Annotated in this window: 13 protein-coding genes; 8 read left to right on the forward strand and 5 right to left on the reverse strand. The window is 64.1% G+C overall.

Annotated elements, in window-relative coordinates; all coding sequences use genetic code 11:
* Nucleotides 1–123 precede the first annotated feature (123 nt).
* Together putA and AC1DYJ_RS11560 are read left to right on the forward strand one after the other, a co-directional pair.
* Nucleotides 124–3732, forward strand: a complete 3609-nt coding sequence (gene putA / locus AC1DYJ_RS11555) for a bifunctional proline dehydrogenase/L-glutamate gamma-semialdehyde dehydrogenase PutA (RefSeq protein WP_477426071.1) — start codon at nucleotides 124–126, stop codon at nucleotides 3730–3732.
* A 90-nt stretch (nucleotides 3733–3822) separates the two neighbouring features.
* Nucleotides 3823–4881: a glycosyltransferase gene (locus AC1DYJ_RS11560; RefSeq protein WP_477280863.1), complete on the forward strand. Its 1059-nt coding sequence runs from the start codon at nucleotides 3823–3825 to the stop codon at nucleotides 4879–4881.
* An 87-nt stretch (nucleotides 4882–4968) separates the two neighbouring features.
* On the opposite strand, the gene hmuQ is transcribed toward AC1DYJ_RS11560, so the two are convergent.
* The 4 genes from hmuQ to AC1DYJ_RS11580 form a co-directional block, all read right to left on the reverse strand.
* On the reverse strand, nucleotides 4969–5283 hold the full coding sequence (hmuQ, locus tag AC1DYJ_RS11565; protein WP_112565354.1) for a heme-degrading protein HmuQ: 315 nt from the start codon (nucleotides 5281–5283) through the stop codon (nucleotides 4969–4971).
* 64 nt (nucleotides 5284–5347) lie between these two features.
* Nucleotides 5348–6421: an energy transducer TonB family protein gene (locus AC1DYJ_RS11570; protein WP_477280866.1), complete on the reverse strand. Its 1074-nt coding sequence runs from the start codon at nucleotides 6419–6421 to the stop codon at nucleotides 5348–5350.
* Between the two features lies 1 nt (nucleotide 6422).
* Nucleotides 6423–6863: a hypothetical protein gene (locus AC1DYJ_RS11575; protein WP_477280868.1), complete on the reverse strand. Its 441-nt coding sequence runs from the start codon at nucleotides 6861–6863 to the stop codon at nucleotides 6423–6425.
* Nucleotides 6864–6868: 5 nt separating this feature from the next.
* On the reverse strand, nucleotides 6869–9004 hold the full coding sequence (locus AC1DYJ_RS11580) for a TonB-dependent hemoglobin/transferrin/lactoferrin family receptor (protein WP_477280870.1): 2136 nt from the start codon (nucleotides 9002–9004) through the stop codon (nucleotides 6869–6871).
* A 273-nt stretch (nucleotides 9005–9277) separates the two neighbouring features.
* On the opposite strand from AC1DYJ_RS11580, the gene hemP reads away from it, so the two are divergent.
* Genes hemP through AC1DYJ_RS11605 form a run of 5 tightly spaced genes read left to right on the forward strand, consistent with a single transcriptional unit; the run spans nucleotide 9278 to nucleotide 13388 of the window.
* Nucleotides 9278–9484, forward strand: a complete 207-nt coding sequence (hemP, locus tag AC1DYJ_RS11585) for a hemin uptake protein HemP (protein ID WP_112394840.1) — start codon at nucleotides 9278–9280, stop codon at nucleotides 9482–9484.
* 32 nt (nucleotides 9485–9516) lie between these two features.
* Nucleotides 9517–10575 (forward strand): hemin-degrading factor, encoded by a 1059-nt coding sequence (locus AC1DYJ_RS11590; RefSeq protein ID WP_477280872.1) that lies wholly within the window; start codon nucleotides 9517–9519, stop codon nucleotides 10573–10575.
* Nucleotides 10576–10586: 11 nt separating this feature from the next.
* Nucleotides 10587–11474: a heme/hemin ABC transporter substrate-binding protein gene (locus tag AC1DYJ_RS11595; RefSeq protein WP_477280874.1), complete on the forward strand. Its 888-nt coding sequence runs from the start codon at nucleotides 10587–10589 to the stop codon at nucleotides 11472–11474.
* A gap of 4 nt (nucleotides 11475–11478) precedes the next feature.
* The gene (locus tag AC1DYJ_RS11600; RefSeq protein WP_477280876.1) at nucleotides 11479–12576 is read left to right on the forward strand and encodes a FecCD family ABC transporter permease; all 1098 of its coding nucleotides are present in this window, start codon (nucleotides 11479–11481) and stop codon (nucleotides 12574–12576) included.
* A 23-nt stretch (nucleotides 12577–12599) separates the two neighbouring features.
* On the forward strand, nucleotides 12600–13388 hold the full coding sequence (locus tag AC1DYJ_RS11605) for a heme ABC transporter ATP-binding protein (protein WP_477280878.1): 789 nt from the start codon (nucleotides 12600–12602) through the stop codon (nucleotides 13386–13388).
* A 4-nt stretch (nucleotides 13389–13392) separates the two neighbouring features.
* Here AC1DYJ_RS11605 and rirA read toward each other — a convergent pair whose 3' ends face one another.
* Nucleotides 13393–13854, reverse strand: a complete 462-nt coding sequence (gene rirA, locus AC1DYJ_RS11610; RefSeq protein ID WP_112565484.1) for an iron-responsive transcriptional regulator RirA — start codon at nucleotides 13852–13854, stop codon at nucleotides 13393–13395.
* Nucleotides 13855–14136: 282 nt separating this feature from the next.
* Here rirA and AC1DYJ_RS11615 point away from each other — a divergent pair, with 282 nt between their 5' ends.
* Entirely contained in the window at nucleotides 14137–15432 is a 1296-nt protein-coding gene (locus AC1DYJ_RS11615) for a DUF445 domain-containing protein (RefSeq protein WP_477280880.1), read from the forward strand.
* Nucleotides 15433–15539 lie beyond the last annotated feature (107 nt).

A 15539-nucleotide genomic window follows, 5' to 3' on the forward strand; every position in this document is an offset into this window, starting at 1 on the left:
AGATCAATTGGCCTGCCATGTCGATTTCTTTGGACCGGCTGAAAATACGGCTCTGTGCTAGCTTGCGCCATTCGGTTCGGCGACCGCCGGACCGCCCCCTGATGCTCGCTTCGCAGGACCGCCATGCCGCTCGACACCATCCGCCAGCAGATCCGCGCCAACTACTTGCCCGACGAAGACGCGGCGGTGAAGAGGCTTGCCGAAGCAACCGGACTTTCCACCGAAGACCGCGATGCGATCTCGGCTCGTGCCGCCGATCTGGTGCGGGCGGTGCGCGGCTCGTCCGACCCCAGGCTGATGGAGGTGTTTCTCTCGGCCTACGGCCTTTCCACCAAGGAAGGCGTGGCGCTGATGTGCCTGGCCGAGGCGCTGCTGCGCGTGCCCGACACCGAGACCATGGACGACCTGATCGCCGACAAGATCGCGCCGCATGACTGGTCTGCGCATTCGGGCGGTTCGAGCTCGATCTTCGTCAATGCCTCGACCTGGGCGCTGATGCTGACCGGCCGCGTGCTCGACGAGGGCGAGGGCGGCATCGAAGGCACGCTGCGCTCGATGGTGCGCCGTCTCGGCGAACCGGTCATCCGCAAGGCGGTCGCGGCCGCCATGCGCGAAATGGGCGAGCAGTTCGTGCTCGGCCGAACCATTGCCGAGGCGGTCAAGCGCGGCAAGGCGATGATCCAGAAAGGCTATCTCTATTCCTTCGACATGCTGGGCGAGGCGGCCCGCACCGAGGCTGATGCGCTGCGCTATCTCAAAGCCTATGCCGACGCGATTTCCTCGCTCGATTCCGGCTCCAACGGTCCCGATATCCGCCAGAACCACGGCATCTCGGTCAAGCTGTCGGCGCTGCATCCGCGCTACGAAGAGGCGCAGAAGGAAAAGATGCTGCCGGTCATGGCCGAGCGGCTGCTGTCGCTGGCGCTGGCCGCGCGGCATTCGCGCATGGGCCTCAACATCGACGCCGAGGAAGCCGACCGGCTCGACCTGTCGCTGGATGTCATCGAGCGCGTGCTGTCGGAGCCGGAGCTTGCCGGCTGGAACGGCTTTGGCGTTGTGGTGCAAGCGTATGGGCCACGCGCGGCCTTCACCATCGACTGGCTCTATGCGCTGGCGAAAAAGTACAACCGCAACATCATGGTGCGGCTGGTCAAGGGCGCCTATTGGGACACCGAGATCAAGCGGGCGCAGACGCTCGGGCTTTCCGGCTATCCCGTCTTCACCCGCAAGGCCAACACCGACGTTTCCTATATGGCCTGCGCGAAAAAGCTGCTGTCGATGACCGACCGCATCTATCCGCAATTCGCCACCCACAACGCCCATACCGTCGCCGCCATCCTGTCGATGGCCGATAATCGCGACGCCTTCGAGTTCCAGCGCCTGCATGGTATGGGCGAGGCGCTGCATGAGACAGTGCGCCAGAGCGAAGGCACACGCTGCCGCATCTATGCGCCAGTCGGCGCGCATTCCGATCTTTTGGCCTATCTGGTCCGCCGCTTGCTGGAGAACGGTGCCAACTCCTCCTTCGTCCATCAGCTGACCGACGAGGACGTCGAGCCGGAGGATATTGCGCGGGATCCGTTGGAGACGGTCGAGAGCCAGGGGCCGGCGGCCAATCCGGCAATCGCGCGTCCGGCGACAATTTTCGGCGCCGGCCGCCGTAACTCGAAGGGGTTCGACATCACCGATCCGGTGACGCTGGCGGCGATCGACAAAGCCAAGGCAGCCTTTGCCGGGCCCGAGCGCTGGCACGCCAAGCCGATCACGCGTGCGGCCGGCTACGGCAAGCAGCGGCCGGTGGTCAATCCGGCGAAGCCTGCCGAGATCGTCGGCACGGTCAGCGAAGCCGCCGCCAAGCAGGTCGCGACGGCCGTGCGCTTTGCGGTGGAGGCGCAGCCGGCCTGGGCGAAGCGCCCCGTCGCCGAGCGCGCCGCCATCCTCAACCGCGCCGCCGACCTCTATGAGGCCAATGCTGTCGAGTTCTTTGCGCTGGCCACCCGTGAGGCCGGCAAGTCGCTGGCCGACGGCGTCGCCGAAGTGCGCGAAGCTGTCGACTTCCTGCGCTATTACGCGGCCGAAGCTGCCAACAACGAAGCGGGCACCGAGGCGCGCGGCGCCATTGTCTGCATCTCGCCGTGGAATTTCCCTCTCGCCATCTTCACCGGCCAGATCGCGGCAGCGCTCGTCACCGGCAATTCGGTCATCGCCAAACCGGCCGAGCAGACGCCGCTGATCGCTTTCCGCGCCGTCGAACTGCTGCGTGAGGCCGGCGTGCCGGAAGATGTCATCCAGCTTCTGCCCGGCGACGGCCCTTCAGTCGGAGGGCCGCTTACCGCCGACCCGCGCATCGCCGGCGTCTGCTTCACCGGCTCGACCGAGGTCGCCAAGCTGATCGAGAAGCAGTTGGCCGAGACAGCCGCGCCCGATGCCATGCTGATCGCCGAGACCGGCGGCCTCAACGCCATGATCGTCGATTCCACGGCACTGCCCGAACAGGCGGTGCGCGATATCCTGGCGTCCGCCTTCCAGAGTGCCGGCCAGCGCTGCTCGGCGCTGCGTGTGCTCTACGTGCAGAAGGACGTCGAGAAGAAGATGCTGGAGATGCTGAAGGGCGCTATGGAAGCGCTCAACATCGGCGATCCCTGGGCTATCTCGACCGATGTCGGTCCGGTCATCGACGACGAGGCGCAAAGCTCGATCCGTGACTACTGCACGACGATGGGTCTGCAGGGCCGGCTGATCGCCAAGCTCGAGGCGCCTGGGGATGGCCGCTTCGTCGCACCGCATGTGTTCCGGGTCAAAGGCATCGAGGAGATGGAGCGCGAGGTGTTCGGCCCGGTGCTGCATGTCGCCAGCTTCGATGCCGACGGCATCGACGCGGTCATCGCTGCCATCAACCGCAAGGGCTATGGCCTGACCTTCGGCTTGCACACCCGCATCGAGGGCCGCGTCCAGCATTTCGTCGACGGCATCCATGCCGGCAACATCTACGTCAACCGCAACCAGATCGGCGCCGTCGTCGGTTCGCAGCCCTTTGGCGGCGAGGGGCTTTCGGGCACCGGGCCAAAGGCCGGCGGTCCGCACTATCTCAGGCGCTTCCGCAAGGGGGCGGAAGCCGGCACGGAAGTCGGCGAAGGCCACAAGGTGACGGCGACCGAACTCGCCGACAATCTGCCCGATCCAACTCTGGGGGGCTGGTCGACGCGGCCGGACCGCATCGCCATTTTGAGAAAACATCTGCGTGGCAAGGGTGCGGCGGCGATCGGCGCCGCTGCCGGTATCGATTTCGGCCAGGTCGACCTGCCGGGACCGACCGGCGAGGCCAACACGCTGTCGCTGTCGCCGCGCGGCCGGGTGCTGTGCCTCGGGCCGGACGCCGAGACGCTGCTCGCCCAGACGATCCAGGCGCTGGCCGCCGGCAATGCAGTGCTGGCGGTGGCGCCGGGCGCGCCGGCAGCCCTGTCGGCGCTGACCGGCAAGGGGCTGCCGCTGGCCGCCATTGATGGCCGGCCCGACCCGGTCGAGGCGCGTTCGCTGCGCGTCGACGTCGTCGCCTTCTCAGGCAAGCCCGAAGCAGCCCGCATCGTGCGCAAGGTGATCGCCAACCGGACCGGCCCGATCGTGCCGCTGGTCAGCGAAGTGCTCAACCCGGCCGCCTATGCGCATGAGCGCGCCGTCTGCGTCGACACCACGGCTGCCGGCGGCAATGCCAGCCTGCTGGCCGCGGCGTAGGGGACTTTTCGCGGCTCGCTTGCCTGCGTCGGATTGTGGGGGTATGCGCTAGTGCTGCAGGCAGCAACTTGAGCAGGCGCAGCCGAACAGATGGAAGACATTTTCCGACCGTTTGAGCTGCCGCGCGTGTCGGTGGTTATCACCAGCTATAATTACCGCCCCTATGTCGAGGACGCCATCCGTTCGGTCCTGGCGCAAACCTATCGGAAATGGGACTGCGTCATCGTCGACGATGGTTCGACCGATGGCTCGGCCGAACATATCCGGCACCTGCTCCAGACAATAGACGATCCGCGCTTTCGTCTGCTGGCGCGCGCGGAGAATGGCGGGCAAATCGCGGGATTTCGCGACGGCTTCGCCGCGACCGATGCGCCGTTCGTGGCGTTTCTCGATTCCGACGATGTATGGCTGCCGGACTTTCTCAAGGCGCATCTGTCGGCCCATTTGAACGCGACACGCACGGCGGCCTTGTCGAGTTGCGATCTTTTTCTGATCGACCGCGATCGCCAGCTTTTGAGCGGCACCCATCCTCTGCTGCGCAAGCCGCGTTTCAACCCTGACGCACGAGGCTTCGCCGTCACGCCCGGCAAGCAGCTTGGCGAGCTTGCGCCTGACATCGCCTATTCGTCGGAGTGTCCGATCACCTATTTTGGCCCCGATGCCTATGGCTGGATATGGGCGCCGACGTCATCGATGGTTTTCCGGCGTGGCGCGCTGGAACCGGTTCTGGGCTTTCCATTCAAGGCCGAGATGGGGACTGATTATCTCGCAGCGACATGTGCGCATCTGGCGGCAGGCAGCCTGATCCTGTCCGAATGCCTCGGCCTCTATCGCCTGCATGGGGCCAATGAATCAACCAGTGCTTCTTTTGCCGGCGGCCACGTGCAACTGTCGCCGGGTTATCAGGCGCGCGAGATCGTCAGGGCTTCGGGTGTCCTTGACTACGTCCTGGCCAACGCGGCTTCGCTGAGCGCCGCCAATGGCAAGGCATTCCTGCCTGAATTCCTGTCGCAGCATGTCAGACGTTTTGGCGTTTTGGCAGATGATCCGCGCCTGTTGCCTTTCCTGGATCGGCGCGGCCGGATCCGGCTGCGGCGCAAGCGCTTCGTCCGGTCGCTGCGGCGGCTGTTCGGCATGGAAACCGCTTGAGGATCGGCAGGCCGCAAAGGCATTTCCTTTGGGGCGAGGCTAGAATCGGGATGGTGCGGACCCGGACCGTCATCAGGCGAAGCCGTCTCAGGCGCCTTCGACGACAGAAAAGCCTTCGAACTGCGGATGGCCGAGATAGTGCACTTTGGAGGTGCCGGCGTTGCGGTGGGCGGCGCGGAAATTCTCGGATTTGGTCCAGGCGACAAAATCCTCGTGGCTTGCCCACACCGTGTGCGAGGCAAACAGCGTGTAGCCCTCGGTCTCGTTGACCGGGCCGCGCAGCAAGTGGAATTCCCTGAAACCTTTCATCTCCGAGAGGCTGGAATCACGGTTCTTCCAGACATCCTCGAAGGCGGTCTCCGAGCCGTTCTGGACCTTGAAGCGGTTCATGGCGATGTACATTGGCGGTTCCTTTCCAGTGGAATGTAACGTTTGGCGATGGTTTTTAAACGCAAAAGCGAGGGCGCTAAAACAGACCGATCCGCGCCCTGAACACCCATCTTGACCTGCCTGTCTCGGGTGGAATGGGCGGGAACGGCGCCTGCTGGCGCACCAGATTCAGCGCGAACTGGTCAAGCTCGGCCGATCCTGAACTTTCGGCGAGCTGCAAGTCGCCGATGCTGCCATCGGCCAAGACGACGAAAAAGACCCTGGCATTGTTGCGAGCCTTGGCCTGAATCTCTTTCGAAACACGGCCGTTGGCACGGGTAAGCTTGTCCTGAACTTCAGCGCTGTAGCCGGATTCCATCGCATTGCCGGCCGCGTCCTGTTTTTCACCCTTGCTGGCCGCCGTTGGCGCGTCACGTTCCTCGCCATCTGTCGCGCCAGCGTCTACCGATTCTGATGGGCTAGGCCTCGGGCTTGGGACCGGGGCCTTGGCATCAGGCGAGTCAACAGGAGGCTCGTCGGCGGGCGGCGCCTCTGAACTTTGGGGTTGAACCGCTGACGGTGTCGGCGTCTCAGCCGCAGGGGCGACAGTTTGATCATTCGGAATGGCGGCCGTCGGTGTGTCCGGAGTAGCCTCTTCGGTGACTTCCGAGGGAGGCTCGGGCGTTGCCTCCTGCCTTGCGGGTTGGGCCGCCTCGGTTGACGGCGCGGGTTGAGGGGCCTCGGGCTTGGCCGGCTGCGGATCGGCCACCAAGGTAACATCGATCGCGTCAGGCACATTTTTCAAAGCGGTGCCGACGACGTCGGCGCCCGATTGTTGGGAGCCTTCGGCTTGTATCGCATCCCCGGTCTCAAATGTCCCGGCGGGCGCGATCAGGAACGCCGCCGCGGCGGCCGCGTGCAGCAGGCAGGAGGCAACGATCGCCACCGTCCATTTGCGATCGACCGCCGGCCGCGCAAGCGGCTCGGGCGGCGCAATCGCCGGTTCGTTGACGGCGTCGTCGGGGAGGGGGCTGATGTCCTGCATGTGTCGCGGCGAGACCTGCCGCGAGCGCGGCGGGATTGTCAAATCAAGATCGGTTGCCGGCGATGACGGCGGACCGGAGACGGGCCAAGCCGCGCTGTCTTGCTTGAAGGCGGGATGCAGGCCCACCTCAGACGCCGAAGGCGATACCGGTCTTGGTCTCGGTCTTCAGGCCGCGCATGCAGGCACCCGGCTCGACACCGGCGCCGACGCATTCGGTGGCGCTGTTGATCAGCACGCGGCTGAGTTTGGTGCAGTCGGTGCCGGCGAGATCGAAGCGGGTCACCTTGGTCTTGCCGGCCGGCAGATCCTTGAAGTCGAGCACGCTCAGACGGTCGACGACACCGGCCTCGTTGAACAGCGCGATCTCGAAGGCTGCCTTGGACAGATCGGCGCCGAGGCCATTGTTGACGACGAAGGTCAGGCGGCAGCCCTTGTCGGATGGCTGCGCGGCATTGAGCTCGAGGCTGAGTTGTGGCGCCGGCGCGGACTGAGCCCACGCCGGCACCAGGCCAAGCGACATCGCCAGCATCGAGGTCAACAGACGAAGCGATGTCGTCAAGCTTGTCATTGATATCAGCCTCCAAAGCGCATGGTTGCGGCCAGCTTCAGCGTGATGCCGGGTTCATAGATGACGGCGGTGGTGCCGCCGTTCAGCGGGTTGGTGTAGTTGACATCGAACAAATTGTCGGCGCGGAAGTCCACCTTCAAATTGTCGGTCGCCTGGTAGCTGGCGAAGGCGTTGACCAGCGTATAGTCCTTGGCCACGGGATTGCCCTTCGGCTTGCCGTTGTACTGCACCTCGCCGCCGACGGTCAGCTTGTCCTCAAGGAAGCGGAAGCCGAGTTGCCCGGTGACCTGCGAGGACGGGATGGTGGCGAGATCGGCCCGCACGCCCTTGTAGGAGATGGTGTGGCCGTTGATGATCGAGGCCGATAGCCCGGCATAGCCCCAGGCGGCATCGTAGACGCTTTCCAGTTCAAAGCCGTTGATCTTGGCCTGGGCGAAGTTCTGGTACTGGAAGCAGATCGGAATGCCGGGGCCGAACGGACAGCCGCTGGTCGGGTCGAACGGCGACAGCGTCACGCCCTCGATGTAGTCGTCGACATCGTTGTGGAAGTAGGCGGCCTTCAGCCGGAACGCGTCGCCGGCCTCGATGATATCGTTCAGCTTGTAGTTGACGCCGAATTCGGTGGTCTTGCCGGTCTCAGGCCGCAGATTGGGGTTGGGCAGGAACGGGAAGGTGACGCCGGCCGGATGGTTGCCGCTGATCAGCGTTTCGGTGAGCGAAGGCGAGCGGTAGCCTTCCGCGTAGGTGCCATAGAATTGCAGGCCAGCCAGGCTGGCGCTTTCGAAGGGCGAGACGCCAACGGTGATGCGCGGCGACAGCCTGTCGCCTGAGGTTTCGTTCTCCGAATCCTTCAGGCTGTAATTGTCGTAGCGCAGGCCGGTGATGACTTCGAGCCAGTTCCAGCTCAGCTTGTCCTGGATGTAGGCGCCCGAGACGTTGCGTTTGCCGGACGGCGTATAAAAACTGTCGCCGCCCGACGTGCCGCCGGTCTCGACATCGTCGCCGACCCAGTCACCGCCATAGGTCAGCTCGTGCGCGATGCCTGATGTCTCGAAGCGCGACGTGTTCCAGATGTCGATGCCGGTGGTGCCGACATCGAAGGTCGATGTCGAGCCCGCCGGCAGCACGACGGGGAGGCCGGTGACCGGATCGAACCGGTTTTGCGGCACGAGCGTGGTCAGGTCGAGATTGGTCTTGTTGTAGGAGGCGTTGATGTGGAGATCGAGCCAGCTCCTGGCGTCATCGGTGATGTTGTAACGAGCGGTAAAAGTGTTCGACTTCAGGTCTACGTCGTTGGCCGGCACGCCACCGCTGGTTTCCGTCCAGCCATCGCTCGAACCGACCCAGCCGAGCTTCAATTCGCTGTTTTCGCTCGGGCGGATGGTGGTCTTGAGCAGGCCGCTCAGCACGTCGAAGCCGGTGCCGGCGACGGTGTCGCCGCTGCCATTCTTGTAGTCGTCGTAGTCGCGGTAGACGATGTTGCCCAGGACGTCCCAGTTCTCGTTGAATTTGTAGGCGCCGCTGGCGCTGGTGGTCCAGCCCTTGCCGTTGCTTTCATAGCGCCCGGTGACGGAGCCGGCCCAGGTCTCTCCGGGCTTCAAGAAGTCCTCGGCATCCTTGGTGTCGAAGAAGACGACGCCGCCAATGGCGCCGGAGCCATAGGTGTTGGCTGTGGGACCGCGAATGACGTCGATGGATTTGATGAGCTCCGGGTCGACGTAGAACGTCGACTGCGTGCCGTGGTCGGAGCGCTGGAAATTCTGCCTGGCACCGTCGACGATCACCGCGACGCGGCCGAAATCCTGCAGGCCGCGGATGTTGATGCTGGAACTGACGCGCCGTGCGTCGGCCTGCACGGTGACGCCCGGCACGCCGAGCAGCATTTCGTTGGGTGTCGTCGCCATGCGGCGGTCGAGCTGTTCCTGGTCGACATGGCTGGCAGAGGCCAGCGACTCGATTGCCGTTTCGCCGGTGCGGCTGATGACGAGGATCTTGTCGAGCAGCGTCACGCCGACGGGCGCAGGCTTGGTGTCGTCGGTTTTCTTGCTCGGATCAGTCTGCTGTTGGTCGGTAGTTTGTTGCGCGCTGGCCGGCTGCGCCAACAATGCGATCGCTGCTGCCCCCGCAAGCAAGGCTGCCATTGTCTTTGCCATAGGCCGATGCGCCGGATCGGCGTTTGCCAGATCCAGTCGTCCACGAATTGCCAACCCCATTGCCCCAACTCCAAATCCAGGTTCGATGCTGGCTGGCGGCGGCGCTCGCTGGCATTTTTCATTTCGTCCGGCGTCTTAAATGTTGACTCATTTGGTCCGGTAATGCACTGACTAATAAACATGACTATTCGAGTCAAGAAATGAATCGGCATTTTTGCAACGTCTAGCCAGACGCCCGGCACAGGAAAGGGATAGACAGAAATGAACACCCACAATCCCAACGACTTCCGTTACCGCGTCCGCCGCACCGAGGAGACGCCGACCCGCTTCGACCGTGTGCCGTTGGCGGTGAGGACCTTGTCGTCCAACACGCTGTTCCAGGGCGAGCACGAGATCGGCATCGAGCACCATGGCGCGCTCTACCGGCTCAAGATCACCCGCCAGGGCAAGCTCATCCTCAACAAGTAAATAACCGGACAGGGCAGACAGGTAAGCAGGACATGGACCAGCGCGTAAAACCCGCCCCGCATGAAATCCGGCGGGCGCGGGCAGACAATCCGAAAGCGCGCGAGCGCGATCTCGCGGCCGAACTCGGCATTTCGGAGGCCGAACTGGTCGCCGCGCATTGCGGTGACGGCGTCGTGCGCGTCGAGCCGCGGGTCAACGATCTGCTGACCGGCCTCGACGCCGTCGGCGAAGTGATGGCGCTGACCCGCAACGAAAGCGCGGTGCACGAGAAGATCGGTGTCTACGACAAGGTCGTGCCCGGCGCGCACAACGCCATGGTTCTGGGCGAAAACATCGACCTGCGCATCTTCCCGAAAGTCTGGGCGCATGGCTTTGCCGTGGAAAAGCGCCACGGCGGCGACATCCGCCACAGCCTGCAATTCTTCGACGCGGCGGGCGATGCCGTGCACAAGGTGCATCTGCGTCCGGCGTCCAATCTCTACGCCTACCAGAAGCTGGTGGCGGCACTCGAATCATCGAACCAGGAGCCGACCGTGTCTATCGCAGGCCTTGCCGACGATGACGCGGAGACGCCCGGTGCTAACGCCAACATCGACGATCTGCGCGACCGCTGGAGTCGGCTGACCGACGTGCATCAGTTCTTCGGCATGCTGAAGGCGCTGAAACTCAGCCGCCGCCAGGCCGTGCGCATGGTCGGCCAGGACTATGCCTGGCTGCTCGACAATGACGCCGTTAGCGCCATGTTCCACCTTGCCGCAGCCGATGGCATGCCGATCATGTGCTTCGTGGGAAATCGCGGCTGCATCCAGATCCATTCCGGCCCGGTCAAGTCGATCAAACCGATGGGGCCTTGGATCAACGTCATGGACGAGACCTTCCACCTGCATTTGCGCACCGATCACATCCAGGAGGTCTGGGCCGTGCGCAAGCCGACCAAGGACGGTCACGTCACCTCGCTCGAGGCCTATGGCGCCGACGGCAAGATGATCATCCAGTTCTTCGGCAAGCGCTATGAAGGCGAGGGCGAGCGCGACGACTGGCGGTTCCTGGCCGAGAATCTGCCGCGTATTCCAAGCCCGACCGCAGCCTGAAAGCCACGACGATGATTTCACTGTTTCCGCGCCCAACGCTTGCCGTGGCGATGGGCCTATCACTGCTTCTTGCGGCACCCGCTCCGGCCACCGAAAACCTCGCCGTATTTGCCGACGCGTCGCGGGTCGCCGCGATCGGCGGCTCGATCACCGAGATCGTCTATGCGCTTGGCGAAGAGGGCCATCTTGTCGCCCGCGATTCGACCAGCCGCTATCCCGCCGCCGCCATGGCGCTGCCCGACGTCGGCTATATGCGCCAGCTGTCAGCGGAAGGTGTCTTGTCGGTCAATCCGTCCGGCATTCTGGCGCTGCATGGCAGCGGCCCGAAGGAAGCGGTCGATGTGCTGAAAAAGTCGAGCGTTCCGTTTATCGACGTGCCCGAGCACTACAGCCATGACGGCATTCTGGAAAAGATCCGCATTGTCGGCAAGGCGCTCGGCGTCGACGCCAAGGCAGAGGCGCTGGTGGCCGAGACCGACGCCAAGCTGAAGTCGGCCGAAAAACAGACGGCGTCGATCAAGGATCGCAAGCGCATCCTGTTCGTGCTGTCGATCCAGGGCGGCAAGATCCTCGCCGCCGGCAGCGACACCGCCGGCGACGGGATCATCAAGCTCGCCGGCGCGGTCAACGCGGTCGAAGGCTTTTCCGGCTACAAGCCGATGTCCGACGAGGCCATCGTGACTGCCAGGCCGGACGTGATCCTGGCCATGAAGAATGCCGGACCGCCGGTTAATGAAGACGAGCTGTTCGCCATCCCGTCGGTCACCTCGACGCCGGCCGGCGAAGGCCGCAAACTGATCTTGATGGATGGCAGTTATCTGCTTGGCTTCGGGCCGCGCACGGCGGCCGCCATCCACGATCTCGCCGTCTCGCTCTATGGCAGTCAGGTCACGGACTGAGCGAATGGTGGATCAGTCGATCGCCGGCGCAGCGGGCAAGGTGGCGGCAGAGGGCGATCGTTCGGGGCGGGCGCGCCTTGTCATCGTGCTTTTGTGCCTGGTGCTTGCGCTTTCCATGTTCCTGTCGCTGACATCGGGCGCCTCCGATGCGTCGGCCGTCGGCGTCATCCGCGACTGGCTGACCGGCACCGTGCCGGCCGATGCCGCGCTCGGCGCCCGCGACCGGCTGATCGTCTACGACATTCGCATGCCGCGCGTGCTGCTCGGCGTGCTGATCGGCGCGGCACTCGCCGTATCGGGCGCGGTCATGCAGGGCCTGTTTCGCAATCCGCTCGCCGATCCCGGCCTGATCGGGGTGTCCGCCGGATCGAGCCTCGGCGCGGTCGCCGTCATTGTGCTCGGCACGAGCTGGCTGGCGCCGCTCACTTTGGCACTCGGTAGTTTGGCCTTGCCGCTCGCCGCCTTTTGCGGCGGCCTCGCGGTGACGCTGGTGCTCTACCGTGTCGCCACGCGGCAGGGGCGCACCTCGGTCGCCACCATGCTGCTTGCCGGCATTGCGCTGGCCGCCCTTGCCATGGCGCTGACCGGCATCCTGATCTTCATGGCCGACGACCGGCAATTGCGCGACCTGACCTTCTGGCAGCTGGGTTCGCTCGGCGGCGCCACCTGGCCGAAGATCGCTTCCGTCGGCCCGATCATCGTTCTGGCGCTGGCGGCGATGCCGTTCATGGCCCGCGGCCTCAATGCGCTGGCGCTCGGCGAGGCGACGGCCGGGCATCTCGGCATTCCGGTGCAGCGGCTGAAATACACCGCGATTGTCAGCGTCTCGGCGGCGGTCGGCGCTTCGGTCGCGGTCAGCGGTGGCATCGGCTTCGTCGGCATCGTCGTGCCGCATCTGCTGCGGCTGCTGATCGGCCCTGACAATCGCTATCTCTTGCCGGCATCGGCACTGCTCGGCGCCTCGATGCTGCTTCTGGCCGATGCCGTCGCGCGCGTCATCGTGGCGCCGGCCGAACTGCCGATCGGCATCGTCACGGCGATCGCCGGCGCGCCGTTCTTCCTCTGGATCCTGCTGCGCAAGCGCGGCGTAATCGACTTGTGAGACTTGAAACCTGTGAGGCCAGCATGATCGAAGCACGCGATGTCTCGGTGGCGATCGGCGGCAAGCGCATCGTCGCCAATGTCGATTTTGCCGCGCGGCCGGGTGAGATCGCGGCAATCGTCGGGCCCAACGGCTCGGGCAAGACGACTTTTCTGAAGGCCTTGTCGGGCGATCTGGCGTTTACGGGCACAGTGACCGTCAACGGTCGCGACCTCGCGGCGATGAAGCCGGTGGAGGCCGCGACAGCGCGCGCTGTGCTGCCGCAAGCGACCACGCTGTCCTTTCCGTTCACGGTGCGCGAAGTGGTCAGGCTCGGTCTTGTCGGCGGCCGCTCTGGCGTGCTGCCGGGCGAAAATGAAAGGCTGCCGGAGCGGGCGCTGGCGCGGGTCGACCTCGACGGGTTTGCCGGCCGGTTCTACCAGGAGCTTTCAGGCGGCGAACAGCAGCGCGTGCAGCTGGCGCGCGTGCTGTGCCAGGTCTGGGCGCCGGTGCTCGACGGCAAGCCGCGCTATCTCTATCTCGACGAGCCGGTGTCCAGCCTCGACATCAAGCACCAGCTGATCATCATGAACATCGCCCGCGACTTTGCCCGGCGCGGCGGCGGCGTGATCGCCATCCTGCACGACCTCAATCTGACGGCTATGTATGCGGACCGGATCTTCGTCATGCATCGCGGCCGGCTCGCGGCCAATGGCTCGCCGCAAGAGGTGCTGAGCGACGATCTGATCGAAAAAGTGTTCGATTGCCGGCTCAAGGTCGGCGTACTGCCAACCGGAAACGTGCCGTTCGTATTGCCGCAGTCGGCCGCCTAGAAACTCAGGCGGCCGGGGCTCGCTGAACGAGCATGTCGATGCCGAGCAAATGGCGCACATTCGGACGCGCTGCCACCATATCGGCGATCGTGTAGCGCGAGAGTACGGCAAAGAAGGCGTTGAGCGCCTCACGCAGCGCGGAGTTCAGCGCACAGCTGTCGACCAGCGGGCATTCGGCCGCGTCGTTCTCGAAGCACTCGGCCATGGCGAAGCTCTCTTCGGTCACCCGCACGACGTCGAACAGGTTGATCTGCTCGGCGGGACGGCCAAGCCTGACACCGCCATTCCTGCCGCGCACCGTCTCGACCAGACCATGCTCGACCAGCGGCTGCAGGATCTTGAACAGGAAAAGCTCCGACACCGAATAAGCGGCCGCGATTTCCGGAATGCGGCTCAGCCGTTCTGTGTTTGCGGCGCAATACATCAGGATGCGCATGGCGTAATTGGTCTGGCGCGTTAACCGCATTTCATTCCTCACCCACGTGCTGGCGCTTTGGAACTGCACCAGATTTGAGATTTTTGCTGGTGCGGCTTTCTCACCCGGAGTTTCGGATTCGCCCACACTGGCCTCGTCGGAATATGGCCTATACCTTGGAACAATTCCAGACTGGGATTGCACGATAGATGAATATTCGTGTCAACTTTGTGTGCTTAATCGGCATGTCTTGAGGCGAATCGGCCCGTCCGGTCATGTCGCCGGCCGAAACAGTCCCTAAATACCCCTGAGATCGACGAGGAGCGGCCCACCATGTCTCAATCGGCTCCGTCCCTGGCGTCCGGCGGTTTCGACACCGAGGCGGGCGCCAAGCTTTCCGCGCTGCGGTGGACAAAGTTCCTCGCGACAGCTGCGCTGGCGCTTTGCGTCGTGGTCTTTGCCGTGGCCAAATCGTTCGAGGGCACCTATCCGTGGCTCGGCTTCGTGGCGGCCTTCGCCGAGGCGGCGACCATTGGCGGCCTGGCCGACTGGTATGCGGTGGTGGCGCTGTTCAAGCGGCCGCTTGGCCTGCCGATCCCGCACACCGCCATCATCCCGGAGAACCAGAGCCGCATCGCCGACAATCTCGGCCGCTTCATCGAGGTCAATTTCCTGGCGCCGGACCCGGTGCGCGAAAAGCTCGCCGAAGTCGATTTTGCAGCACTCGTCGCCGACTGGCTGACCGACGCCGAACGCTCTGCCGGCCTGTCGCGCTTTGTCGTGCGGCTGGTGCCGCAGACGCTTGCGGCAATTGAGCAATCCGGCCTGCGCGGCTTCGTCACCAGCCGCATGCTGGAGCAGATCGACAAGGTGCCGCTGGCGCCTCTGGCCGCCGACCTTCTGTCGGCGCTGACCGACGACCGCCGCCACCAGAAACTGTTCGACGAGTTCACCCGGGTGATCGGCCGGTTCCTGAACGACGAAGAGGCGCTGGCGACCATGCGCGAAAAAATCCGCGAGGAACTGCCGTCGCTGTTCAACCTGTTCCGCGCCGACGCGTATCTGTTGAAGAAGATCGTCGCGTCCGCCGGTTCGCTGCTCGACGAGGTACGGGCCGATCCTGATCACCCGATGCGCGCTGAATTCGACCGTTTCGCACATAGCTTCATCGAGCGGCTCAGGACCTCGAAGCAATATGCCAAGCGGGCCGAGAAACTGAAGCGCGATTTCCTGGCACGGCCCGAGGTCAAGGCGCTGGCCGGTGACATGTGGGAAAGTCTGCGCCTGTTCATCGAACAGGACGCCAAGGCGGAGAATTCGATTGTTCGCGCACATCTCGCCAACATGTTCGTCGAGGTCGGCCGCCATCTCGCCGGCGATCCGCAGATCAGAGCCGACATGAACCAGGGCTTTGTCGTGGCGCTGGCCTCGTTCGTGGAGAGCCAGAAGAGCGGTGTGTCGACATTCATCGCCGACCAGGTCAAGCGTTGGGACCTTGCCCAACTGACCCGGCTGATCGAGATGAACATCGGCAGGGACCTGCAATATATCCGCTTCAACGGCATGATCATCGGGGGCCTTGCCGGCGTCGCGCTCTATCTAGGCGAACGGCTGTTGCTTGCCGGCTGACGTGCTCTTTGTTGGAGCATGATCTCTGGACAAAACGGTTTCCGTTTTGTCCGAGAAAACCGGTTCCCACTTTTCGGGATCATGCTCGCCGCCAAATTGCATTGCGC

It is taken from the genome of Mesorhizobium sp. P2_B11, from assembly GCF_056404855.1.

Excerpts from the sequence above, each read along its gene's own strand:
- AC1DYJ_RS11615 (WP_477280880.1), top strand. The coding sequence starts at position 14,137 with ATGTCTCAATCGGCTCCGTCCCTGGCGTCCGGCGGTTTCGACACCGAG.
- AC1DYJ_RS11580 (WP_477280870.1), bottom strand. The coding sequence starts at position 9,004 with ATGGCAGCCTTGCTTGCGGGGGCAGCAGCGATCGCATTGTTGGCGCAG.
- hmuQ (WP_112565354.1), bottom strand. The coding sequence starts at position 5,283 with ATGTACATCGCCATGAACCGCTTCAAGGTCCAGAACGGCTCGGAGACC.
- AC1DYJ_RS11590 (WP_477280872.1), top strand. The coding sequence starts at position 9,517 with ATGGACCAGCGCGTAAAACCCGCCCCGCATGAAATCCGGCGGGCGCGG.
- putA (WP_477426071.1), top strand. The coding sequence starts at position 124 with ATGCCGCTCGACACCATCCGCCAGCAGATCCGCGCCAACTACTTGCCC.
- AC1DYJ_RS11595 (WP_477280874.1), top strand. The coding sequence starts at position 10,587 with ATGATTTCACTGTTTCCGCGCCCAACGCTTGCCGTGGCGATGGGCCTA.
- AC1DYJ_RS11600 (WP_477280876.1), top strand. The coding sequence starts at position 11,479 with ATGGTGGATCAGTCGATCGCCGGCGCAGCGGGCAAGGTGGCGGCAGAG.
- hemP (WP_112394840.1), top strand. The coding sequence starts at position 9,278 with ATGAACACCCACAATCCCAACGACTTCCGTTACCGCGTCCGCCGCACC.
- AC1DYJ_RS11605 (WP_477280878.1), top strand. The coding sequence starts at position 12,600 with ATGATCGAAGCACGCGATGTCTCGGTGGCGATCGGCGGCAAGCGCATC.
- AC1DYJ_RS11560 (WP_477280863.1), top strand. The coding sequence starts at position 3,823 with ATGGAAGACATTTTCCGACCGTTTGAGCTGCCGCGCGTGTCGGTGGTT.
- rirA (WP_112565484.1), bottom strand. The coding sequence starts at position 13,854 with ATGCGGTTAACGCGCCAGACCAATTACGCCATGCGCATCCTGATGTAT.
- AC1DYJ_RS11575 (WP_477280868.1), bottom strand. The coding sequence starts at position 6,863 with ATGACAAGCTTGACGACATCGCTTCGTCTGTTGACCTCGATGCTGGCG.